Origin of the sequence: Sorangium sp. So ce375, assembly GCF_051473855.1 — a bacterium.
GTDB lineage: Bacteria > Myxococcota_A > Polyangia > Polyangiales > Polyangiaceae > Sorangium.
The window spans coordinates 5,502,015-5,523,387 of sequence record NZ_CP150335.1 but is presented as its reverse complement, the minus strand read 5'-3'; the positions used below and the strand labels follow the sequence as shown (position 1 = coordinate 5,523,387).

16 protein-coding genes and 1 tRNA gene are annotated in these 21,373 nt (G+C 71.2%); 11 read left to right on the top strand and 6 right to left on the bottom strand.

Annotated features, from left to right (window positions below):
• Positions 1 to 25: 25 nt before the first annotated feature.
• The 3 genes from WME90_RS20515 to WME90_RS20505 form a co-directional block, all read right to left on the bottom strand.
• Complete coding sequence (locus WME90_RS20515) at positions 26 to 439, bottom strand: type II toxin-antitoxin system VapC family toxin (RefSeq protein ID WP_437282854.1); 414 nt, start codon at positions 437 to 439, stop codon at positions 26 to 28.
• Positions 436 to 702, bottom strand: a complete 267-nt coding sequence (locus WME90_RS20510; protein WP_437282853.1) for a hypothetical protein — start codon at positions 700 to 702, stop codon at positions 436 to 438. Before WME90_RS20510 ends, WME90_RS20515 begins: the two co-directional genes overlap by 4 nt.
• Before the next feature lie 349 nt (positions 703 to 1,051).
• Positions 1,052 to 5,170 carry a metallophosphoesterase gene (locus WME90_RS20505; protein WP_437282852.1) on the bottom strand — a complete coding sequence of 1,373 codons (4,119 nt, stop codon included), beginning with the start codon at positions 5,168 to 5,170 and terminating at the stop codon, positions 1,052 to 1,054.
• Positions 5,171 to 5,882: 712 nt separating this feature from the next.
• On the opposite strand from WME90_RS20505, the gene WME90_RS20500 reads away from it, so the two are divergent.
• The 6 genes from WME90_RS20500 (at position 5,883) to WME90_RS20475 (ending at position 12,375) form a co-directional block, all read left to right on the top strand.
• Positions 5,883 to 6,110, top strand: a complete 228-nt coding sequence (locus tag WME90_RS20500) for a hypothetical protein (RefSeq protein ID WP_437282851.1) — start codon at positions 5,883 to 5,885, stop codon at positions 6,108 to 6,110.
• Between the two features lie 322 nt (positions 6,111 to 6,432).
• Positions 6,433 to 8,223, top strand: a complete 1,791-nt coding sequence (locus WME90_RS20495) for a serine/threonine protein kinase (RefSeq protein ID WP_437282850.1) — start codon at positions 6,433 to 6,435, stop codon at positions 8,221 to 8,223.
• Entirely contained in the window at positions 8,216 to 8,830 is a 615-nt protein-coding gene (locus WME90_RS20490) for a hypothetical protein (protein ID WP_437282849.1), read from the top strand. Before WME90_RS20495 ends, WME90_RS20490 begins: the two co-directional genes overlap by 8 nt.
• 141 nt (positions 8,831 to 8,971) lie before the next feature.
• Positions 8,972 to 10,333: a glutamine synthetase family protein gene (locus tag WME90_RS20485; protein ID WP_437282848.1), complete on the top strand. Its 1,362-nt coding sequence runs from the start codon at positions 8,972 to 8,974 to the stop codon at positions 10,331 to 10,333.
• Complete coding sequence (locus tag WME90_RS20480) at positions 10,330 to 11,484, top strand: iron-containing alcohol dehydrogenase (protein ID WP_437282847.1); 1,155 nt, start codon at positions 10,330 to 10,332, stop codon at positions 11,482 to 11,484. The genes WME90_RS20485 and WME90_RS20480 overlap by 4 nt, the downstream gene beginning before the upstream one ends.
• 252 nt (positions 11,485 to 11,736) lie before the next feature.
• Positions 11,737 to 12,375 (top strand): sterol desaturase family protein, encoded by a 639-nt coding sequence (locus tag WME90_RS20475; protein WP_437282846.1) that lies wholly within the window; start codon positions 11,737 to 11,739, stop codon positions 12,373 to 12,375.
• 319 nt (positions 12,376 to 12,694) lie between these two features.
• Here the strand turns inward: WME90_RS20475 and WME90_RS20470 are convergent, their stop codons facing one another.
• Positions 12,695 to 13,015: a hypothetical protein gene (locus WME90_RS20470; RefSeq protein WP_437282845.1), complete on the bottom strand. Its 321-nt coding sequence runs from the start codon at positions 13,013 to 13,015 to the stop codon at positions 12,695 to 12,697.
• Positions 13,016 to 13,380: 365 nt separating this feature from the next.
• Between WME90_RS20470 and WME90_RS20465 the strand changes: the two genes are divergently transcribed.
• The 5 genes from WME90_RS20465 (at position 13,381) to WME90_RS20445 (ending at position 18,647) form a co-directional block, all read left to right on the top strand.
• Entirely contained in the window at positions 13,381 to 13,923 is a 543-nt protein-coding gene (locus WME90_RS20465) for a hypothetical protein (protein WP_437282844.1), read from the top strand.
• Between the two features lie 167 nt (positions 13,924 to 14,090).
• A tRNA-Gly gene (locus tag WME90_RS20460) sits at positions 14,091 to 14,163 on the top strand.
• 294 nt (positions 14,164 to 14,457) lie between these two features.
• Positions 14,458 to 15,906: an oligosaccharide flippase family protein gene (locus WME90_RS20455; protein WP_437282843.1), complete on the top strand. Its 1,449-nt coding sequence runs from the start codon at positions 14,458 to 14,460 to the stop codon at positions 15,904 to 15,906.
• Positions 15,907 to 16,131: 225 nt separating this feature from the next.
• Positions 16,132 to 17,682: a serine/threonine-protein kinase gene (locus tag WME90_RS20450; protein ID WP_437282842.1), complete on the top strand. Its 1,551-nt coding sequence runs from the start codon at positions 16,132 to 16,134 to the stop codon at positions 17,680 to 17,682.
• Between the two features lie 155 nt (positions 17,683 to 17,837).
• On the top strand, positions 17,838 to 18,647 hold the full coding sequence (locus WME90_RS20445; RefSeq protein WP_437282841.1) for a hypothetical protein: 810 nt from the start codon (positions 17,838 to 17,840) through the stop codon (positions 18,645 to 18,647).
• On the opposite strand, the gene WME90_RS20440 is transcribed toward WME90_RS20445, so the two are convergent.
• Positions 18,608 to 18,871: a GlsB/YeaQ/YmgE family stress response membrane protein gene (locus WME90_RS20440; RefSeq protein WP_437282840.1), complete on the bottom strand. Its 264-nt coding sequence runs from the start codon at positions 18,869 to 18,871 to the stop codon at positions 18,608 to 18,610. The two genes, WME90_RS20445 and WME90_RS20440, sit on opposite strands and share 40 nt — an antisense overlap.
• 430 nt (positions 18,872 to 19,301) lie before the next feature.
• Positions 19,302 to 21,158: a serine/threonine-protein kinase gene (locus WME90_RS20435; protein WP_437282839.1), complete on the bottom strand. Its 1,857-nt coding sequence runs from the start codon at positions 21,156 to 21,158 to the stop codon at positions 19,302 to 19,304.
• Positions 21,159 to 21,373 lie beyond the last annotated feature (215 nt).

The window sequence follows — 21,373 nt, the reverse complement described above, 5'->3', positions numbered from 1 at the left end:
GCGTGCTCGAGAGACCCATGAACGGCTAGGAATCCCAGACGGTGGTGACGAGCGCTGAGCGCCGGATCACGGTGTCCTTCGAGATGAGCGGTGTTCCTCGATGGATCGCCTCGGCGACGATCAGCCGATCGAAGATGTCGGGTATCGCGGTCAACGTATGGCTCGCGAGAACAACGTCCGGGAGCAGCGGCGCCAGCCGGTAATTGTCGCTGGTGCGCATCGCCTCCAGCCGTGGCAGCAGGTGCGCCAGCGTAATTCCCGACAGGCGCCCGCGCTCGACCACCATGAGCGTCTCGGCGACCACCACGGCCGGCACGTGAATGCGCGCGGCGCCTGCATCGGTCGCTGCGATCGCCTGCTGCGCCGCATTCCCGAGGCGGGAAGGCGAGTACATGCTCCACACGAGCGCGTGGGTGTCCGTCACATACTCCGGGATCACGTTTCTGTCTCTGGCTCCTCGCTCGCATCGAAACGCCGAGCCCGCTCGTCGCGGAGCTCTGCGAGTGCGTCGGCGACCGGGTCTCCCTCGACCGAGGGGGGGGCCGCGCTGCAGAGCGACCCGAGCACCCGCACGAGCTTGCGTTCCTTGGGCGCCACGGCGAGGACGATCACCTCAGCCGGTCCCGAAGGGAAGTCCTCCGGAAGCGTGACGGCTACTCGATGGTCATCGGCCACGTTCACGTTGAGCTTGTATGCATGCACGGGGATCCCTCTGCCGGAGCATACCATGAGCCCTCGGGAGACAGCGGCAGCATGCCCGGCGGCCGGGGCACTGGATGCGATACTCGAGCCCGTGAGCGGCCTCGCGGTCTCCACCCGTTCGCAACCCTATCCTCAGTTGTCCCGCTGGCACCGAGCCGAGCGCGGTGCGCGCTGAAGAAGCATGCCTCTGACCCTCGAACGGTCCCGCGGGGCAGCTGGGTTCGGTGGCCGCATCCGTTCCGAAGACCGGCGTCGCGGTCATCGAGGAGCTGCGCGAGAGCTCCCCGGACGTGGGGGACGCGTCGCGGGCGGACGCCTCGGGAGCGCTTGGACCTGGCCAGCAGCGAGCTCAGGCCGGAAGGCCGTGGTGCTGCTGGATCCGGCGGATCTGGTCGGCCTCCGGAATGCGCAGGCCGATCGCGGCGGAGTACGCGAGCTCGAGGAGGTCGGCGGCATCGCCTCGGTCGCCGGGGGCGTTGCGAGTGAGGAGGTTGAGCGCGACGTTGACGCGCGCGATGAGAATGTCCCGCGTGGCGCCGAGCCGCTCGTAGACGGGAAGCTGTTCTTCTCGTCGTATGCGCAGCGCCTCGTCGAGCTGGCCGCGCGCCTGGAGGATGTCGGCGATCTTGCCCATGGTCACGGCGCGCTCGCGCACGTTCCCGAGCCGGTCGAAGACGGGGAGCTCTTCTTCTCGGCGTATGCGCAGCGCCTCGTCGAGCTGGCCTCGCGTCTGGAAGATGTCGGCGATCTTTCCCATGGTCACGGCGCGCGAGCGCATGTCCCCGAGCCGCTCGTAGACGGGGAGCTGTTCTCCTCGTCGTATGTGCAGGGCCTCGTCGAGCTGGCCTCGCGCCTGGAAGATGTCGGCGATCTTTCCCATGGTCACGGCGCGCGAGCGCATGTCCCCGAGCCGCTCGTAGACGGGGAGCTGTTCTTCTCGTCGTATGCGCAGCGCCTCGTCGAGCTGGCCTCGCGCCTCAAGGATGTCGGCGATCTGGCCCATGGTCATGGCGCGCTCGCGCACGTCCCCGAGCCGGTCGAAGACGGGGAGCTGTTCTTCTTGTCGTATGCGCAGCGCCTCGTCGAGCTGGCCTCGCGCCTGGAGGATGTCGGCGATCTTTCCCATGGTCACGGCGCGCGAGCGCACGTCCCCGAGCCGGTCGAAGACGGGGAGCTGTTCTTCTCGTCGTATGCGCAGCGCCTCGTCGAGCTGGCCTCGCGCCTCAAGGATGTCGGTGATCTGGCCCATGGTCACGGCGCGCTCGCGCACGTCCCCCAGCCGCTCGTAGACGGGGAGCTGTTCTTCTCGTCGTATGCGCAGCGCCTCGTCGAGCTGGCCTCGCGTCTGAAGGATGTCGGCGATCTGGCCCATGGTCACGGCGCGCGAGCGCATGTCCCCGAGCCGCTCGAAGACGGGGAGCTGCTCTTCTCGGCGTATACGCAGCGCCTCGTCGAGCTGGCCTCGCGCCCAGAGGATGTCGGCGATCTTTCCCATGGTCACGGCGCGCGAGCGCGCGTCCCCGAGCCGGTCGAAGACGGGGAGCTGTTCTTCTCGTCGTATGCGCAGCGCCTCGTCGAGCTGGCCTCGCGTCTGAAGGATGTCGGCGATCTTGCCCATGGTCACGGCGCGCGAGCGCATGTCCCCGAGCCGCTCGTAGACGGGGAGCTCTTCTTCTCGTCGTATGCGCAGCGCCTCGTCGAGCTGGCCTCGCGCCTGGAGGATGTCGGCGATCTGGCCCATGGTCACGGCGCGCGAGCGCATGTCCCCGAGCCGGTCGAACACGGGGAGCTGTTCTTCTCGTCGTATGCGCAGCGCCTCGTCGAGCTGGCCTCGCGCCTGGAGGATGTCTGCGATCTTGCCCATGGTCACGGCGCGCGAGCGCATGTCCCCGAGCCGGTCGAACACGGGGAGCTCTTCTTCTCGTCGTATGCGCAGCGCCTCGTCGAGCTGGCCTCGCACCTCAAGGATGTCGGCTCGACAGCCCGCGGCGAGCGCGGCGCCCCACTCGTCGCCTCTGGCCCGGTCCACAGCCAATTTCTGCTCTGCTGCCTCTGAGGCGCTGTCTATGGCGCCCATGTGCTGTGCCACGTTGGCCAGTGTCCAGAGCAGGTCGGACCTTTCCTTTGGATCGCTCCGCTCCCCGAGCCCCCGCGCGCAGAACTCCATCCATACGTGGAACGGGCCATTGTGGATGGCGTACTGCGACCCCGCCCGCTCCACGCGCACCAGATCGTCCCCACGCACCCGGCCAAGCCATGCCGAAAGCGCCCCCGCTTCGCGTGTCACCTCCTTCCATGGTTGCTCTCCCTCTTCTCGCAACCGCTTCACGAACCATTCCGTCATTCGACCCAGCACTGCGGCCTCCTCCGCGCCCCGTCGCAGCCACGCCGCGACGAGCGGGTGGATCCGCCAGGCATCGTCCTCCCGCTCCTCCGCCGCCATCACCAGGGAGAGCTTCCCCGTGGCGTTCATCAACCGACCGAAATCCACGGCGGAGAGCCCGGCGATCGCCTCGCCGAGGCTTCGTCCGAACCCGCCGAGCGGCGCATGTCCGAGCGCAAGGAGCCCTGCGACGAGCGCGTCCGCGTCAGCCTGGAGCTGCCTGCCGAGCAACGCCAGCGAGAGCGAGAACGTCCGGTGCAGGTTCGCCCGCCGCGGATCCCCCTGGAGCAGCCTGTCGTCCGGATGGTTCGGGTCGAGATCGAACCCGCTGCGCCGCAGCTCGTCGAGGAACGTCCCCGCATCGTACCCGCCCTCGCGCAAGTACCCGGCTGCGAGGTGCAGCGCCAGCGGCAAGCGCCCGAGCTCCCGCACCAGACGCCGGAGCTCCTCGGTCTTGCCCCGTACGCGCTCGGGCGGAAGCTCGGCCTCGAGCTGCTCCAGCGCCGTCGCATCGTCGAGCTCTGCTACCGGAACGCGCGCCCAGCCCGCATCGTTTCCGAGCCCCGTGTAGCGGCCTGTCACGATCATCGGGCAGCCTCTGAGCCACCTCTCGAGCCGCACGACCGCGCCTGCCGCCGCCTCGCTGTCCACGTTCTCCACGTGCAGGAGCGTCAGCGGTGCACGCAGCCGGTCGCGCACGCGCGCAGCCATCTCCTCCGGCGGCGCGCGCAGGGACAACCGATCCGCGATCTGCCCGAGCAAAGCGGCCGAGAGCGGATCCGCCGCGCGGCTCTCTTCCGGCTGGAGCGCGACGAGCACTGTCCCACCCGGGAAGTCGGCCGCACGGTCGATCCGGAACTGCTCCGCGAGGTACGACTTGCCCACGCCCGGCATCCCCTGCACCGCGCAGATCGCCGCCGGCTTGCGCTCACCCGCGCCGGGCAGCAGCGCTTCGGCAATCCGTTGCAGCTCCTCTTGCCGCCCGACGAAGACGCGCCCACGCGCGGACGGTGGGGGCGGAGGCTCGGACCGAGGATGCAGCACCCACGTGAGGCGGCCGTGCGGCGCCTCTGCGTACAAGCCTCCATCATCGAACCAAAAGCCCGCACCGTGATCGGAGAACCCGCGCAGCCGCACGTCATAGCGCTTCGGCCGTCCTGCTCCGTCCAGCGTCACGTCGAAGAGGTGGCAGGCGTTCCGCCAGGTATTTCCAAGGCTCCCCTCGTAGAGGCACCCCGCCGCGACCTGCCGCAATATCTGGCCGGGGCCCACCCATGCGGCGAGCTCTTCACGATGCAGGTGCCCGCGCAGGACCAGATCCACGTGCTCGGCGAGCAGGTCGCGGCAACTGTCGGCATCTGCGACGTCCGCCAGCGGATGGTGCATGAGCGCGAGGCGGAAACCCGGCAGGGTCTTGCCGTCCTCGCCTGTAACGAGGCGCGCCACCTGATCCTCCGTGAGCAGGAGGTTGCCGCTATCCGCGTTGTCGCCGCAGAGCCACGCCGAGTCGAGACCGATGACCTGTACGTCGAAAGGCCAGCCAGGCACGCGTACGCGGTAGCCGAGCCGCCCGTGCGGCGAGCGATCGGGCAAGAGGGCGTCACGCCCGATGGACGACAACCACGCACGGAACGCGGCCCCGCGCTCGAGGACCTGCTCGCGCTGCTCGTCCCGCAACCCGCGGGGCGTCGCGCCGCCCAGTAGCCAGCGCGACCTCTCGATCGCAGGTACGTCGGGCAGCAGGGAGCGCAGCCGCTTCCACGCAGCCTTGCTCGTCCCGCGATGGATGTCGTGGTTCCCTGGCACCACGAAGAACCGCTCTTTCGGCACGTGGAGCCGCGCGAGCGTCGCTTCCACGAACTCCGTCGCTGGCCCGTACTCCTCCGGGGTCCCGTGGTCGGCGACATCGCCCGTGAAGCAGACGAGGTCGATCGGGATCCCATCCTTCACGAGGTCATCAAGGTTCCGATCCCACGCCCCACCGAGCACGCGCCGCCGGCGCCAGCCCTCCGTTTCGCGCGGTCCGCGCACGTGGAGATCCGAGATGTGCAGGACGCGCAACCTGTGCTCGCGCTCGTGGGCCATGCTCGCTCCGACGAGGGTATCAGGCGCGGCATACTGGTCCCTCGTCTGGATACAGGCGAAGGGGCAGGCGCGGCGAGTCGCAGGGGAGGCAGGAAGTGCCGCCGGGAGGCGCTCGACGCGAGCTGGAATGCGGCGAGGCGCCCCTGGCAGGCGCTAGAAGTAAGATGCCTTACTCTGGAGTGCCGCCTGGAGGCGCTCGGCGCGAGTTGGAACGCGGCGAGGCGCCCCCGGGCGGCGATTTAGGTAAGATGTCTTACTCTGAAGTGCCGCCTGGAGGCGCTCGGCGCGAGTTGGAATGCGGCGAAGGCGCCCCCGGGCGGCGATTTAGGTAAGATGTCTTACTCTGAAGTGCCGCCGGGAGGCGCTCGGCGCGAGTTGGAATGCGGCGAGGTGCCCCCGGGCGGCGATTTAGGTAAGATGTCTTACTTTGAAGTGCCACCGGGAGGCGCGTGGCGCGAGCTGGAACGCGGCGAGGCCCCCCGGGCGGCGATCGACGTCGATGGAGCACTCGTTCAACCCCGTGGGGAAGGTCGAGCCCGACCGGTTCAGGAACCGCCAAGCCGTGCCCGACGTAGTGCAGCCGTAGACGGTCTCGCTCGGTTTGCCCGCCAGCCGGTGCGTCGGCTCCGTGCCCGCCGGGGACGAAAGCGCGACGGCGGACGCCGCTGCCTTGCGGGGACGCCCGTCATGGCTAGGCTGGTCCCCTGCCATTATGACGCCCTTCGAGATCCTCATCTACGCTGCGCTCGCGGCGGTCCTTGCTTTCCAGGTCTACGTCACCGTGCGCGTCTTCCGAAGCCGCGTCTACGAGCCCAAGCAGAAGGTCTGGCAAGCGCAGCTCGTCTGGCTCCTGCCGATCATCGGCGCCGGACTGGTCTTCTCGATCTTGCAGGAGGAGGACAAGGCGCACCGCGACGCCTCCTCGCACCTCCGCAGCTGAGAGCGAGCGCATCGGTCGCCCCGTGCACCGTCAGCCAACTTCGGAACCGACGGAATTAGCGGAGCGGGGCGAACCGAGGCACCCGACGGAACCGGCGGGGCTGACAGCACGGACGAGCCCGAGGAGCCGGACGAGACGGACGAGACCGACGAGACCGACGAGACCGACGAGTTTTACGAGGCCGACGGCCTCGCCCCCCTCTCCGTCCTCCACGCCCATCTGGTCACCTCGGCGCATCCCGAGCTGAGGCTCGGCACATTCGAACAGGAAAATAGGTTTCACCCTTCGGTCTGGCGGCCCCGTGCGCTATGGCTCAGGGAGCATGGCGGACGACGTCTTCGGCATCGTCGGGACCACGCAGGCGGGTAATTTCCACGTCGAGCAGGTGGTCGCGGAGGGTGGATTCGGCGTGGTGTATCGCGCGATCCACGCCGGTTTTCGCGCGCCTGTCGCCTTGAAATGCCTGAAGGTGTCCGAGGCGAAGACCCCGCGCGAGCGGCAGCTCTTCCTCGAGAAGTTCCGCGAGGAGGCCCAGCTGCTCTTCCGGCTCTCCGCCTCGATCCCGGAGGTCGTCCGCCCGCTCCACGTCGATGTGCTGCACCTGAAGCGAGGGGAGTTCGTCCCCTTCCTGGCGCTCGAGTGGCTGGAGGGCGAGTCGCTCGACAAGGTCATCGATCGACGCAGGCTCAAGGGGGAGCCGCCGATCCCGCTCCACAGGTTGATGAAGATGATGCGCCCCATCGCGCAGGCGATCGCGCGCGCGCACCGCTTCCCGAGCCCGAACGGCACGGTGTCGATCATCCACCGCGACCTCAAGCCCGAGAACATCTTCATCACGACGCAGGAGGGGACGGAGCGCCTCAAGATCCTCGACTACGGCATCGCGCAGGCGAAGACGCTGGCCGAGCAGGCCGTCGGACGGGTGACGAACGGCGATCCGCTGAACGCGTTCTCTCCGGCGTACGGCGCGCCGGAGCAGTGGGCGCCGAAGCGGTTCGGGCAGGCGGGAACTTGGACCGACGTCTGGGGTCTTGCGCTCACCATGGTCGAGGCGCTCGTCGGGCGGCAGGTGATCGAGGGCGAGGCGCAGGCGATGATGGGGACGGCGCTCGACGTGAAGCGCCGGCCCACGCCCCGCACCGAGGGCGCCAACATCCCGCCGGAGGTCGACGCGGTGTTCGAGCGCGCGCTCGCGGTGAGCCCGCGCGATCGCACGCGCGACATCGAGGCCTTCTGGACGGAGCTGGAGGCGGCGATGGGGCTCGCGCCCACCTTCGGGCGGGCCTCCGCGCAGGACGACGCGTACTCCGTGCCGCCGCCGCCGCCGTCGTCGTCGATGCGCGCGGCCCCGCAGGTCAAGCGCGCCGCGCACGTGTGGCTCGACACGCCCAGGGACTCCGGGTCGCTCGAGCTCGATCTCGACGTGGCGCCGACCTCGATGCGCGCGTCGAGGGGAGGGCGCCGGGACGGCCCGGCGAGCAGCGTGCGCCCGCCGCCGCCCTCGGATTCGGCCGGGCTCGAGATGGACCTGCCCGAGGCGCCCCAGAGCGCGCTGGGCCGGGGCATGGGCGCGCTCGTCCCGGAGGGCGTGCCGACGAGCGCGCGAGGCCGCCCCGTCAGAGATGAGCGCGCGGGCTTCGCGGAGGCGACGCCCGTGGGCGCGCTCCCGCGCGGCGGCGGGATGGAGAGCGCCCCGCCGAACATGATCGCGCGCGGGGGCGGAATGGGTGGGATGCTCGAGAGCACGCCGCCGCTGGAGATGGCGCTCGGCGTCGCGCCGCGCGCGACCTCGATAGCGCCGGCCGCGATGCGCCCGCTGTCGGACATGCCGTCGAGCAGGTACCGGCCGTCGGGGCGCCCGCCGGCGGACGTACGGCCGCGCCCGCCGGACCCGAAGCCGCTCGGCGGGCCGACCCTCCTCCAGCAGCTCGCGCTGCCCGTGACCTGCATCGTGTTCGCGTGCGTGGTCACGGTGGCCGACCTCATCATGAAGCAATCGGGCGGGGCGCTGAGCTTCGGCCCGGTGCGCTCGTTCTGGGTCGCTGGCGTGCTGCTCCTCTTCGGCGTCGGCCTGTTCTTCTGGCGCATGCTCGGAGATCCCGGCGATGCCTGACCCGACCCACGGGAGCGCCGCCCTGGAGGCGCGCGCCGATCAGAGCGTCTCGGCTCGCTTCACGCGGCTGATGAACGCGTCGACGTCACGGTGGGGCGTGCTCACCGATCCGCCGCTCGTCGCGCTCGCCTCCGGCGTCTTGCTGCTCGCCTTCCTCGGGGCGCTCGGCCGCGACGCGGGCCCCGAGGTCGCGCGCGCTCTCGGCGCGCTCGTGTTCGCGCCGATCACGGTCGCGCTCGTCGTCAGCGTGGCGCTGCGCGGCGCGCGTCGCGCGGTCGTCGCGTGGCTCGCGCGCCAGCCGTTCCCGGTGGAGAACCTGAACGCCGTGCTGAACGGCCTGGGCGAGGCGCTGGAGGTGACCTTCGTCGGCGCGCCCCCGGAGGCGACGGAGCTCAACGTCGAGCTCGACAAGGTCCACCCGGACGCGTTCGTGACGGGAAGCGTCGAGGACGCGCGCACGGTGGACATCCGCATCGGCGTCGTCGATTCGAAGCGCAACCCGGCCGCGACGAATCACCAGCGTTACGCGCGTGTTCGCGAGCTCGTCGAGCGCGTGCTCGTGCCGCTCGCGGAGCGCTACCCGATCCAGGTCGTCAGGGTGAAGTGAGCGCGCGCCGGACGCGCGCATCCAGACGGGGCGGTCGTCGCGCGGTCGCTGCGTGGTCATCGCGTGGTCATCGCGTAGTCACATCACGACTTTCGCCGGTCCTTGCCATGCAGGCCCGTTCCCCTGCTATCGTCGCGGCCCATGACCGCCTCGACCTCCGAGAAGCTCCTCTCCGATCTGGAAGCGCGGGGCATCACCCGCGCGAAGATCGGCGGCTTTGACATCGACGGCATCCTGCGCGGGAAGTACGTCTCCCTGGAGAAGCTGAAGAGCGCACTCAAGAGCGGCTTCGGTTTCTGCGACGTCATCTTCGGCTGGGACATCGCCGATGTCCTCTACGACAACGCCAAGGTCACGGGCTGGCACACCGGCTACCCGGACGCGCACGCCGTCCTCGATCCGAGCACGATGCGCGACATCCCGTGGGAGCCGGGGACCGTCGGGATGCTCGCCGACTTCCGCGACGAGCGCGGCGGCCCGCACCCCGCGTGCCCGCGCTCGCTCCTCAGGAGCATCATCGCGAAGGGCGAGCGGATGGGGTTCTCGGCGAAGTTCTCGTGCGAGTTCGAGTTCTTCCTCTTCGAGGAGACGCCGCGCTCGCTTCACGAGAAGCGGTTCGCCGGCCTGACGCCGCTCAGCCCCGGCATGTTCGGCTACTCGTGGGTCCGCGAGGGGCAGAACAAGAAGCTCATGGCCGCGATCCTCGACCAGATGCGGGCCTTCGACGTCGAGATCGAGGGCCTGCACACGGAGACCGGCCCCGGCGTCTACGAGGCGGCGATCCGCTACGACGACGTGCTCCGCGCCGCGGACAAGGCGGCGCTCTTCAAGGTCGCGATGAAGCAGATCGCCCACGAGCACGGCCTCGCGGTCACCTTCATGGCGAAGTGGAACGCCGAGCTCCCCGGATCGAGCGGCCACCTGCACCAGAGCCTCTGGAAGGACGGCCGGAGCGTCTTCGAGGACGCGTCGTCGCCCGACCGGATGCCGGCCGCGCTGCGCCACTACGTCGGAGGCCAGATCGCGCTGATGCCCGAGCTCACGGCGATCTACTCGCCGACGATCAACGCCTACAAGCGGTACGTGCCCGGCGTGTGGGCCCCGCTCACCGCCAGCTGGGGCGTCGAGAACCGCACGGCCGCGATCCGCCTCATCGGCCTCGGCACGCCTGCCGCGCGCGTCGAGTACCGGCAGACGGCCGCGGACATCAACCCGTATACCGCCATGGCCGCGTGCCTCGGCGCGGGGCTCTACGGCATCGAGAACGGCGTCGAGCCGCCGCCGCAGGCCGCCGGGGACGCGTCGTCTGCCGCGTCGTCGCACCTCGCGCTGCCACGCACGCTGGCCGAGGCGACCCGGATGCTCGCGGGCAGCCAGAAGGCCCGCGAGATCCTCGGCGAGAGGTTCGTCGAGCACTACGTTCTGACGCGCGACTGGGAGGTCCGGCAGTACGAGCGCGCGGTCACGGATTGGGAGCTGAAGCGTTACTTCGAGGCGGTGTGATCATGAGCCAGTTCACGGTTTGGAGCTTTCCCACTCGCATCCTCTTCGGCGCCGGCGTCGTCGAGCAGACAGGCGCAGAGGCGCGCCGGCTCGGCGCGGCGAGGGCGCTCGTCGTCACGGACAAGGGCGTCGTCCGCTCGGGGCTGCTCGAGCCCGTCGCCGCGTCGCTGCGGAAGGAGGGCCTCGAGGTGGCCGTCTTCGACGACGTGCTCGGCAACCCCATCGAGAAGAACGTGCACGACGGCGTCGCCGCCTTCCGCGCGGCCCGCGCCGATCTCGTCGTCGCGCTCGGGGGCGGCTCGCCGCTCGACGTCGGCAAGCTCGTCCGCCTCGGCGTGAACCACGATCGGCCGCTCGTCGATTACGACGACGCCACGGGCGGCGATCGCTTCATCACGCCCAACGTGCCGCCGATGCTCGCGATCCCGACGACGGCCGGGACCGGCAGCGAGGTCGGCCGCTCGGGCGTCGTGACGCTCGACGTGAACCACCGGAAGACGGTGATCTTCTCGCCGCACCTGCTCGCGAACGCGGCGCTGCTCGACCCGGTGATGACGCGGTCGATGCCGGCGTTCCTCACGGCGGCGACGGGCTTCGACGCGCTCACCCACTGCATCGAGGCGTACGTCGCGAAGGGCGATCACCCGATGGCCGATGGCATCGCGCTCGAGGGGATCCGCCTCGCCGCCGCGCACCTCGCGCGGGCGGTCACGCACGGCGACGATCTCGAGGCGCGCGGCGGCATGATGAAGGCGGCGATGATGGGCGCCGTCGCGTTCCAGAAGGGTCTCGGCGCGTGCCACTCGCTCGCGCACCCGCTCTCGAGCGAGTGCGGCCTGCACCACGGCCTCGCCAACGCCCTCTGCCTCCCGCCGGTCGTCGAGTTCAACGTCGCGGCGGCCGCGCCGCGCCTCGCGCGCGTCGCCGCCCTCCTCGGCGCTGCCGAGGACGCGGCCGCGTGCGCGGAGGCCATCCGCGCCTTGCGCGCCCGGATCGGGCTCGCGGCCGGCCTCGAGAAGGCAGGCGTCCCCCGCGACAAACTCGACGCGCTGGCCGACCTCGCCGCTCAGGACGCGTGCCACACGAGCAACCCGCGCCCTTGCTCGCGCGACGATCTCCGCCATCTCTACGAAGCCTCCTTCGTGAGCTGAGCGCGCGCGTCGCGGGGCGCAGCCGCCCCGCGGCCCGCGGCCGCCCCGCGGCCCGTGGCGCACGCGGGCCCGACGCGCCCCGCGGCTCGTGGCTGGCGCGGGGCCGACGCGGTCGCGTCGCCGCCGCGGAACCATCGCTCAGGTGAGCGCCGACCGTGACGGGATCATGGTCAGTTCCCGGCGTCCAGCGGGCCGTTGGGTGCGGGCCTACCTCTGGCCGACAATGGATAAATGCGGTAGCAGGGGGGCACGATGACCGTCACCTCCACCGAGCGCACCGCGCGTCCAGCGACATGCCAAATGTTCGAGACGCCCCTCATCGAGCGGTTTTCGCGGATCCATCCGATCACACCGTTCGTGTTCTGGCTGCCGGTCTACGGCTATCTGGGCGTCCGCGCGGTCCGGCATGGTGTCGGCATCCTGACCGGGCTCGGGCTCGTGCTGGCCGGCCTGTTTCTATGGACGCTCGCCGAGTACGTCCTGCACCGATACGTGTTTCACTACGTCGGGCCGCGCCTATGGCAGCGCCGGATGCATTTCGTCCTCCACGGGGTGCACCATGATTTTCCGCAAGATGCCGACCGGCTCGTGATGCCGCTCGGCGCGAGCATCCCCCTCGGCATCGCGTTCTACACGCTGTTCCGCGCCGTCTTTGGCCCAGTTCCGGCGGATCCGCTGTTCGTCGGCTTTGGCCTCGGATACCTGGCGTACGACGGTACGCACTATGCCATTCATCACTTCCGCATGAGCTCGCGCTGGGGGAAGTGGATCAAGCGCCATCACATGGTCCACCACCACACAGGGGAAAACGCCCGGTGGGGCGTGTCATCGCCGCTCTGGGACTGGGTCTTCGGAACCATGGGCACATCGCAGACGGGAAAAGGCAGCTGAGCGGGAGAGCGGCGCGCTCCGGCGCGCATGGGGGGTGATCGTCGACAGGGTGGGAATGAGCCCGGAGCGCGACGGGTTGACGGGCCATGAACCGGTCGTGCTCGGACGCTGGTGCCTGCGCGGGAGATGCCGCGCAGCAGCGCCGCGCTGAGCGGCCGCCGCGTCAAGGAGGGGAGGGAGGCGCCCGGTCGGGCTGGGGCGCCGCGCGACGAGCGGGGATCCTGCGGCGGCGACCGCGCGGCGCCTGCCCAGGCTCAGGCGCGCGGCGGATGGATCTGCTCGACGCCCCGCCCGAGGAGGTCGCGGCGCGTCGGGCATCTCACGGCGACGAGCTCGTGCCAGGAGGAACGAGCCCTGCAGCGGGCGATGTGCCCGCCGCGGGCAGCCGCCTCATGGCTCCCGCCTCGAAGGTCCGGAGCGTGTTGCGCCCGCAGTACGGGCACAACCACGCCACGTCGAACCGGTCGAGGTGAGCGTTGATGCTGTGCGCCGGCGCGAGCTCCTTGTCGGCTTCACCGGCGGCCGACCGGCCGCGGGGACTCCGGGTGGCCCACCCGGCGGTGACGTGCCGGTGCTCGTCCAGGGTGGCTGACAGGCTTGCCTGGCACTCGCAAGGAGTGGAGATGAGAAACCGACTCATGCATGACCGTCCTTCGTAGATGTTTCCGTAGACCTTGCTGGCATGCCGCGTCGCGGCGTGCTTCCGACAGCCGCGACGCGGCATGGCTGTGACGCTGTGACTGCTGAGATCCGTGGCCCGTGAACCGAGAACGTGACCTGTGAACCGAGAACGTGACCTGTGAACCGAGAACGTGACCCGAGAACGCAAACCGCGACCGCGAACGAGGAAGCGGACCCGGAAGCGAACGAAGAAGCGAACGAAGAAGCGAACGAAGAAGCGAACGAAGAAAGAACCGCGCCCTCATATAAAGGTTGGTCAGTTTGAGCTCAAGGGGTGTTAGCCTGGGGCACGGTTGCCTTGGTGTGGCTGAGGAAGGGGAGTCCATGACCGTTCGACGTGCACCTCGTGAGCGCGAGACACCCCCCTCGGGTACGTTGCCGGTCGTCGAGGCCCGCCGGCCTGGGCCGCGCTCGGTGCGCAGCTTCAGGATCCTGCTTGCGCACGACGCCCGCGCCGCGACCTGTGATGCGCTCGTCCGCGCGCTCGAGGAGGCGGTGCCGCATGTCGAGATCGTGGACGCCTCGTCGATCGACGACGCCCTGCTCGCGTCGGGGACCGAGCGGTTCGACGTGTGCCTGGTCTGCCTGGATCTTCCGCCGGCGCCGCTCGGCGGCGCGCGACTCGCGAGCGATCTCGTGGACAGCAACCACCCGGTCGTGCTCGTGACGCGGAGCCTGCGCTGGCTGCCGCCGGACAGGCCCATCCTGCACCAGTTGCCCTGGATCCCGCCGGATGCGGGGGCGATCGAGATCACCAGCGCGATCGCGGCGGCGACCAGCGACTGCGACAGCGCCATCCGCGCGCGCTCGCCGCTGCCGGGCGAGACGCTCGACGCGCCAGCGCTCCGCGCGCGCGCCCGTCGCTAGTCGGCGACGTCGAGAGAGCTCCGGCTCCGTTCGAAGAGGCCGGGCACGAGGCCGGAAAAAGCTCGGAAAAAGCTCGAGACAGCGCTCGGGAAAGCGGCCGGGATCGAAAACGAAATGAAGGGGTTGCTATGCGGCCCAGGATTCGGTAGAAGCTTCCTCCACCTCGCGCGGGACTAGCTCAGTTGGTAGAGCATCAGCTTCCCAAGCTGAGGGTCGCGGGTTCGAATCCCGTGTCCCGCTCCGAGGATCGCCGGCCCCCCTTTGTGCTGGCGATCCTCCTGCGATCGGAAGCCTCGAGGTAGAGGTGCGTCTCGCGTTGAAGCGCCACCTCGATCGGCGCTTCGTGAGCGAGCGCCGTCCGAGACGGCGTTTCGCGCTGAGCCCTGGAGGCGGCGCTCGCTGCGCGAGCCTGCAGCGGCGCTGCGCTCGCTGCGCGAGACGGACGTCCTCTGGGGGCGCACGACGCTCGAATCGGGGCCGATCCCGCTGCGTGGACAGCGGTGCCCGACAGCATGGGGACACCGGGAGGTGTTCATGAAGGATGGCCGGCGCATCGCGCTGAACGCGGCGCTGATGCTCCTCAAGCAGGCGATCATGGCCGTCCTTGGCGTCGTGTTCGTCGGCTATCTCGCGCGGAAAGTAGGGGTCGCTGCCTGGGGGGAGTTCCAGGCGTCGCTCGCGATCGCAGGGATCGTCACGATCGCGGCCGGCGTCGGGGTGAGGGGGTACCTGGCCCGGGAGGTCGCCGTGAAGCCCGAGCTCGGGCCACGTCACCTCGGTGCAGCGCTCGCCATCCGGGGCGTGACCGGGACGGTGATGCTCGGCGCGACCGTCGCCGTCGCGCTGGCGACGCGCTCGGGCATCGGCGCGCAGCTCGTCGTGCTCGCCGCGGCTTCCCAGCTCGCGACGCTGCTCTACTCCACCATGTGGCTCTCGTTCGAGGCCCACGAGCGGTTCCAGTACATCCTGTACGCGGAGCTCGGCGCCCGGCTGTTCGTCATCGCGCTCTCGGCGGCCTTGCTCGTGCTCGGCTTCGGCGTCGTCGCTGCGGCCGCGGCGTTCCTGCTCGGCAACGTGCTGGAGCTCGCCATCACCTCGCACTACCTCTGCTCCCGCCTCTACCGGCCCGAGCTCACGACGCCCCCGGCCGAGCTCTGGGAGATCGCGAAGCGCAGCCTGCCGATCGGCGCGCTCGGTGCGCTCTCGAGCGCGCTGCTCCAGATCGACCGCGTGATGCTCCGCGCCCTCTGCGATGAGAATGCCGTGGGGGTTTACAGCGCCGCGTGGGTGCTGAGCGAGAACTTCAGGATGCTCCCCGACGTCCTGCTCGGCGCCGCCTTCGCGGCGGGCATGCGCCTGTACGCCCAGGATCGCGACGCGTTCGGGCGGCTCTACGGCGGCTGCATGCTCGTCGCCGCGCTCTTCGGGCTGCCCGTCGCCGCGGGCGTCTTCCTGCTCGCGCCAGACGTCATCCAGCTCGTCTACGGCGGAGCCGGCGACTACGCCCCGGCGGTCGACGTCCTCAGGATCCTCGCCTGCGGCGTTCCCGTGACGTTCGCGTTCCAGGTCGTGACGCTGCCGCTGCTCGCCGCGAAGCGCGAGGTCGCGATGGTGAAGCTGCTCGCCGTGGCGCTCGTCGCCAACGTTGCGCTGAACCTGCTCCTCCTGCCGCGCTACCGCGCCATGGGCGCCGCGTGCGTGACGCTGGCCGTGAGCGCCGGGGCGCTGCTCGCGTCGTGGGGCATCACCACCCGCTGGGCCCACGTCGTGCAGCGCGACCGCATCCTCGCGATCCTGGCCGCGACGGCGATCATGCTCGGCGCGGCCTACGTCGCGCGCACCCTCGCGGGGATGTGGGCGTCGATCGCGGTGGGCGTCGCCGTCTACGTCGCCCTCCTCCTCGCGCTGCGTGTCGTCTCCTTCCGCGAGCTGCGCGCGCTGATCGCGCGCCGCGTCCGCGCTTCACCCGCCACCGTGGGCTGACCCGCGTTTCATCGCGGGCGGGTCCGACGCGGCGCGCGCGCACCTCTGCTCCCTTGTATGGAACATGGCGCCATCGAGTTTTCCGCATTTTCCGCGGGGAGCAGCGCTCGCCGCAGGTCCCTGCGGCTGCCGACATGCGCTCTCATCCGGCGGGATCCACGCAGAGCCGCGCGATGGCTGTGGCTCAGAGGTGACGCTGCCGCGGCCCTTTCCGTGGCATGCAGCGTGAATAGCGAAGGCACGATGTGGCGGCGCGGGCAGGTCCGGGGGCTGGCCGGGGTGGGGCGACTCCGGCAGTGGATGGCGCGGCGGCCGTCCTCGCTTCGCGCGTTCGGGATGCCGGCGCGAGACGAGGGGAGCGCGGCGGAGCTGCCGTGGAGGGCTCGAGAGATGGACCTGCCCATGGGCGACGGCGGCTACGCGTTGCTCGCGCGCCTGTCGGCAGGCGGCATGGCGGAGCTGTTCCTCGCGTGCCGGCGCGGGCCGGCAGGTATCGCCCACCCCGTCGTCGTGAAGCGCCTTCGCCCCGAGGCGAGGCGGGATCCGTCGATCGTGCGGATGTTCCTCTGGGAGGCCTGGATCAGCGCGCGGCTTCAGCACCCGAACGTGATCCGGTTCCACGACTTCGTCATTCACGAGGGACGCCATCACCTCGTGATCGAGTACGTCCCGGGCTGCGATCTGGCCGCGGCCGCGCGCGCGCTCTTCGCCGAGGGGCGGCCGTTCCCGCTCGAGGCGGTCATCGAGATCGGCCTGGGCGTGCTGCGGGCGCTCGGGCACGCGCACGCGCTCCGCGACGACGGCGGGAAGCTCGTCGGCCTCGTGCACCGCGACGTCAGCCCGCAGAACGTGCTCCTCTCGCTCGAGGGCGAGATCAAGCTCATCGACTTCGGCGTCGCGCAGATGACGGCGATGAGCGGCATGGAGGACACAGGGCCCCTCGGCTCCCCGTGCTCGTTCGTGGACGCGGCCGACGCGGCCCCGTCGAGCGGCGCCGGCACGGTGAAGGGCAAGCTCGGCTACGTGGCGCCCGAGCAGCTGCGCGGGCAGAGCGTCGACGCGCGGGCCGATCTCTTCGCGGTCGGCGTGATCCTCTTCGAGCTGCTGACGGCGCGTCGCCTGTTCCACCGCAAGGACGACGGCGCGACGATGGGCGCGGTGCTCTCCGGCGAGGTGCCGGCGATCGCGCCGCTCCGTCCGGCGTGCCCCGCGCTGCTCGAGGAGGCGATCCGACGCGCGCTCGCGCGCGATCCCGAGGCCCGGTTCGAGACCGCGGCGCAGATGGAAGAGGCGCTCGCCGAGGTGCTCGCCTCGCTGCGCCGAGCGCCGAGCGGCGGCGACGAGCCGAGCTCGAGCGAGCGCGGGCTGCTCGCGGGTCAGGAGATCGCCGCGCTCGTGCGCGAGGTCGCGAGCGGGCGCGATCGGCACCGGTCGCTGCTCGTGCGGGGCTGCCGGAGGCCGGCCGGGCCCCGCGGGCGCACGGGCGCGCGGCGGAGCGCCGCGGGCCGACCGGGGGAGGATCGCGGCGAGGCGACGCCAGCGCCGTGCGGGCCAGACGCTCGCCCGTGCGCGCCGGAGGTCGAGAGCGAGCGCAGCGAGGCCAGGAGCGCCTTGACGCCGCACTGGAGGGACGCGCGCCCGCTGCGGCGCGCTCGGCTTCTGCCCTGGCTCGTGATCGCGGCGGTCACCTTCGCCGCCGGGGCGCTCGCGGGCAGGGCGATCGGCGCGTTCGACGGCGGCGCCTCACCGGCGCGCCGCAGCGCGCCGCACGAGTGACGAGCATAGCGAGCCCTCCGACGCCGGCGTGAACGCGCGGAGAGCCGCGGGCGCCGGGAGATCTCCATTCGATGTCGCCTCCGTGAGGCGTCGAACGCGAGCGGCCCTTTGCGTTGGCGCGGATAGCGACGGGCTCGCTAGCCTAGCCCGCCCTGATGCCCGTCCGGAGTCTCCTGAGGCGTTCCTTCCCGATCGCTGCGCTGGCCGTTCTCCTCCTCGCGAGCTCCACGAGCGGGAGCGCGCTGCCGCGCCCGGTCGCTGGTGAACCGGCGGAGCCGACGGCGCTCGACGCGGCCATCGAGCGGCAGCCCATCTGCGTCGGCTCGACGGTCGCGAGCGCGGGCGAGCTCGGCGACGTCCTGTACTACCGCAGCTCGACGGGCGAGCACGGCGAGGTCTCTGTCGGCTATTACGCCTTCTTCTCCGAGGAGCGGCCGTGGGGCAACAACTGGCTCACCTGGACCGTGCTGCCCGCGCTCGCCGTGGACCTCGTCTACACGCACGCGCTGCTCTTCGCCCCGGGAGTCCAGCGGGTCGCCTACGGCAAGGGCGACGTCGAGGGGTTCAGGATCGTCTACAGCGTGGGCGAGGGGGGGCGGCTCACGGCGGAGCACGGCGCGGCAGACCGCGGCGATCACGGCGAGGTGCGGCTCGAGCGCTCGGATTTGCTCTCTGTCGATCCCGCACGCCCGACGGTCTACTCGCGGTGGTGGAGCCACCAGCTCGGCGGGCAGGGCGCAGGGCCGGGCGATCTCGTCTATCGCCGCTGCTACGGCGCGGGCGCCATCCGGCCGCTTCCCCCGGACGTCGCGGGCGAGTTCCGCCTCGATCGACGCGCCGCGCCGGCCCGCGTGGTGCCTGCCGCCGCGCTCCTCGGGCAGCTCTCCGATGGGCGGCGGGGCGAGCCCGTCGATGAAGGGAGCGATCAGGGCCTCGTCGCTCTCCGGCCGATCGTCGCGTTGTAGATGGCGAGGATGATGATGGCGCCCAGGATCGACGTGAAGAAGCCGCCGCTCGACTGATACGACGGGTAGAGCCCTATGGCCCGGCCGACGAAGCCGCCGAGCAGGGAGCCGGCCACGCCCAGCAGCGCTGTGACCACGAACCCACCCGGATCGCGGCCAGGGGTCAGCAGCTTGGCGATGACGCCGACGATGAGGCCAAACAGGATCCACAACAGCACCGACATGGTTCGCTCCTCTCGACACCGCGTTGTTACGCCGAGGGCCGTCCTCCCGCGTCGACGCGGAGGCCAGCATCCGGCGTTTGCCGTTTGCAGACCACGTGCCGCGCGCGGTGAGCTCCGTTCGCACCGCGATGGAGCGAAGACTCGGTGGTCACCGTGAACTGCATCGCCATCGGGCGCGCTGCGCTGGGCATCCGCTGTACATCGGCGCGCAGCGGCGCGGGCGAGATCGAAGATCGCGGCGCGCCCTTCGCGCTCCGAGCGTGGGGTGAGCGCTTCGTTCGCACCGCGCGCTTCAGTCCTCGCCGTCGGTCTGCTTGTCGTCGTCCCTCGGGCGCTCCGAGCTCGATCCGGGCGTCGCGTGAGCGAGCGCCGGCGCGTCGCCCGGGCCCGTCGGCCCGCCGTGCCCCGGGGTGTACCCGGGCAGGGGAGCTCACCGCGGGGGGCCCGCGGGGCAGGTGTGCTCCGGCTCTGCCGCGCGGACCGTCCTCGCACGCCCGTCGGCGGTCGGGGGCGCATCGCCGTCGCGCTCCGGCGGCGACGAGGTGAGCGGGGCGAGCGCGGCGCCTGCAGCGTTGAAGAGCAGGCACAGCGATCCGCCGAGCACCGTGGCCGCGACGGTGCCGATCACGACCGGAGCGAGACGCCCGCGCCGGCGCCGGCGCAGCGCGAGCAGGCTCCGAGATCCGGTGGACCGGTGCGCTCGAAGCAGGAAGAGCGGCTCGAGCCCAGCGTCGAGCTCCGGCGTGCGCTGGGGGCTCGCCTGCGCGGGCGCGGGGAGCGACGCCACCGCGGGGAGGGGCGCCGCGTCCGCCGGCGGCGCGCCTGCCGGCGCGGGGGGCGAGGCCACCTCGACGAGCGCAGCCTGGGGGCAAGGGGTGGAGCGGTGGCCGACCCAGGTTGGAGCGGACGAGGCGTCGGGCTGCGCGGCCTTCGGAGAGCAGGGCTGATCCAGGCGCGCGCTCTCCGGCAGCGACGGGGATCGATACCCCACCCACGTCGAGGTGCCCCCGGAGCGCGCCGTGACGGTGTCGTCCACGGAGCCGCTCGTGCGCGACGAGGATGCCATCGCTGGGCGCGGGCTCTCCGAGGGGAGCGGAGAGCAGCTGACCGCGGCGCGCTCGCCGGCGGCGGAGCGCGCCCGGCGGAGCGCGATGTGCGCGAGCGCCTCGCGCAGCGCGCGCGCGCTCTGCGGGCGGTCGTCCGGATTTTTGCGCAAGCACTGGAGGATCAACGCCTCCAGATCCGGATCGAGCGTCGGGTGGAGCGCGCTCGGTCGGGGCGGAGGGGACTCGACGTGCGCGGCGGCGAGCGCGACGGGCGTCGGGCGCTCGAACGGGAGCCGCCCTGTCGCCATCTCGAAGAGCAGCACGCCGCACGCGTAGACGTCGCTGCGCGCATCGACCGGCTGCCCTGCGGCCTGCTCCGGGCTCATGTAGGCCGGGGTCCCGATGACGAGCCTGCCGCCGTCCTCGTCGGGCACGGGGAGCAGGGGCGCGCCGCCGAACGCGCCGGACCGCTCGTCGTGGAGCAGCTTCGCCGTCCCGAAGTCGAGGAGCTTCACCTGCTCGAACGGCGCCCCGTCGTCGTCGATGCGGGGCACCAGGCGGATGTTCTCGGGCTTGATGTCGCGGTGGATGACGCCCGCGTCGTGCGCGTGCTGCAGCGCGGAGCACAGCTGGCGCATGATCGAGACGATGCGCTCCGTGGGAAGGATCGGCGACGCGTTCAGGAGATCGATGAGGTCCTCGCCGTCGAGGTGCTCGGTGACGAGGTACCAGAGGCTGGGCGGCTCCGCCTCGTGTCCGCCGGCGCTCGCGCCGAGCGCGCCGTGTAGGCTCACCGGCTCGCAGCCGAAGTCGAGCACGCGCACGATGTTCGGGTGATCGAGCCGGCTCGCGGCCAGCGCCTCGACATGGAACCTCAGCACCGCGTCCCCGGCGCGGACGCCGCCGGAGCGCGACCTCTCGTCGGAGCGCGATATCTCGCTCACGCCGCTCGATCCTCCGTGGCCGGCGCCATCTCCGCGCGGCGGCGCGGCGACGCGCGTCGTGCAGACGCGGCGGCTCGCTCTGCCGCACGCGCGCGGCGTGGCGACGCGCTCGTGGATGACCTTCACCGCGCACGCGCGCCCGAGCCCGAGGTGCCGCGCCCGGTAGACGCGCCCCATCGCGCCGGCGCCGATCATCTGCTCGACGAGGTACCGTCCCCCGAGCAGGCGTCCCCTGAGGAATCGCTCCGAGGACGGGAGTCCCGCGTCGAGGGGCGCGGAGGAGCGGAGGCAGTCCATGGCGCGTTCCACGCAGCAGAATGGGTGCCATCGCGCTGTGCGGACGGTTCACAGCGGCCGACGGACGGAGCGTCGGGTGCGGCCGCGCCGCAGGCGCCGGTGCGGCGCGCCCGCGGCGCGTGCCGGGCGGCCCGCGCGCGTTTCGCGCGAGAAAGCGCCGCTTTCCCCTGGGCGGCGGCGCTCCGCGGGCTGATTTGTTCCGTTGTCGACGGCGT

What these genes read in the sequence shown, in the direction of transcription:
- WME90_RS20505 (WP_437282852.1), bottom strand. Translation starts at nt 5,170, where the DNA reads ATGGCCCACGAGCGCGAGCACAGGTTGCGCGTCCTGCACATCTCGGAT.
- WME90_RS20500 (WP_437282851.1), top strand. Translation starts at nt 5,883, where the DNA reads ATGACGCCCTTCGAGATCCTCATCTACGCTGCGCTCGCGGCGGTCCTT.
- WME90_RS20495 (WP_437282850.1), top strand. Translation starts at nt 6,433, where the DNA reads ATGGCGGACGACGTCTTCGGCATCGTCGGGACCACGCAGGCGGGTAAT.
- WME90_RS20490 (WP_437282849.1), top strand. Translation starts at nt 8,216, where the DNA reads ATGCCTGACCCGACCCACGGGAGCGCCGCCCTGGAGGCGCGCGCCGAT.
- WME90_RS20485 (WP_437282848.1), top strand. Translation starts at nt 8,972, where the DNA reads ATGACCGCCTCGACCTCCGAGAAGCTCCTCTCCGATCTGGAAGCGCGG.
- WME90_RS20475 (WP_437282846.1), top strand. Translation starts at nt 11,737, where the DNA reads ATGACCGTCACCTCCACCGAGCGCACCGCGCGTCCAGCGACATGCCAA.
- WME90_RS20470 (WP_437282845.1), bottom strand. Translation starts at nt 13,015, where the DNA reads ATGAGTCGGTTTCTCATCTCCACTCCTTGCGAGTGCCAGGCAAGCCTG.
- WME90_RS20465 (WP_437282844.1), top strand. Translation starts at nt 13,381, where the DNA reads ATGACCGTTCGACGTGCACCTCGTGAGCGCGAGACACCCCCCTCGGGT.
- WME90_RS20455 (WP_437282843.1), top strand. Translation starts at nt 14,458, where the DNA reads ATGAAGGATGGCCGGCGCATCGCGCTGAACGCGGCGCTGATGCTCCTC.
- WME90_RS20445 (WP_437282841.1), top strand. Translation starts at nt 17,838, where the DNA reads ATGCCCGTCCGGAGTCTCCTGAGGCGTTCCTTCCCGATCGCTGCGCTG.
- WME90_RS20440 (WP_437282840.1), bottom strand. Translation starts at nt 18,871, where the DNA reads ATGTCGGTGCTGTTGTGGATCCTGTTTGGCCTCATCGTCGGCGTCATC.
- WME90_RS20435 (WP_437282839.1), bottom strand. Translation starts at nt 21,158, where the DNA reads ATGGACTGCCTCCGCTCCTCCGCGCCCCTCGACGCGGGACTCCCGTCC.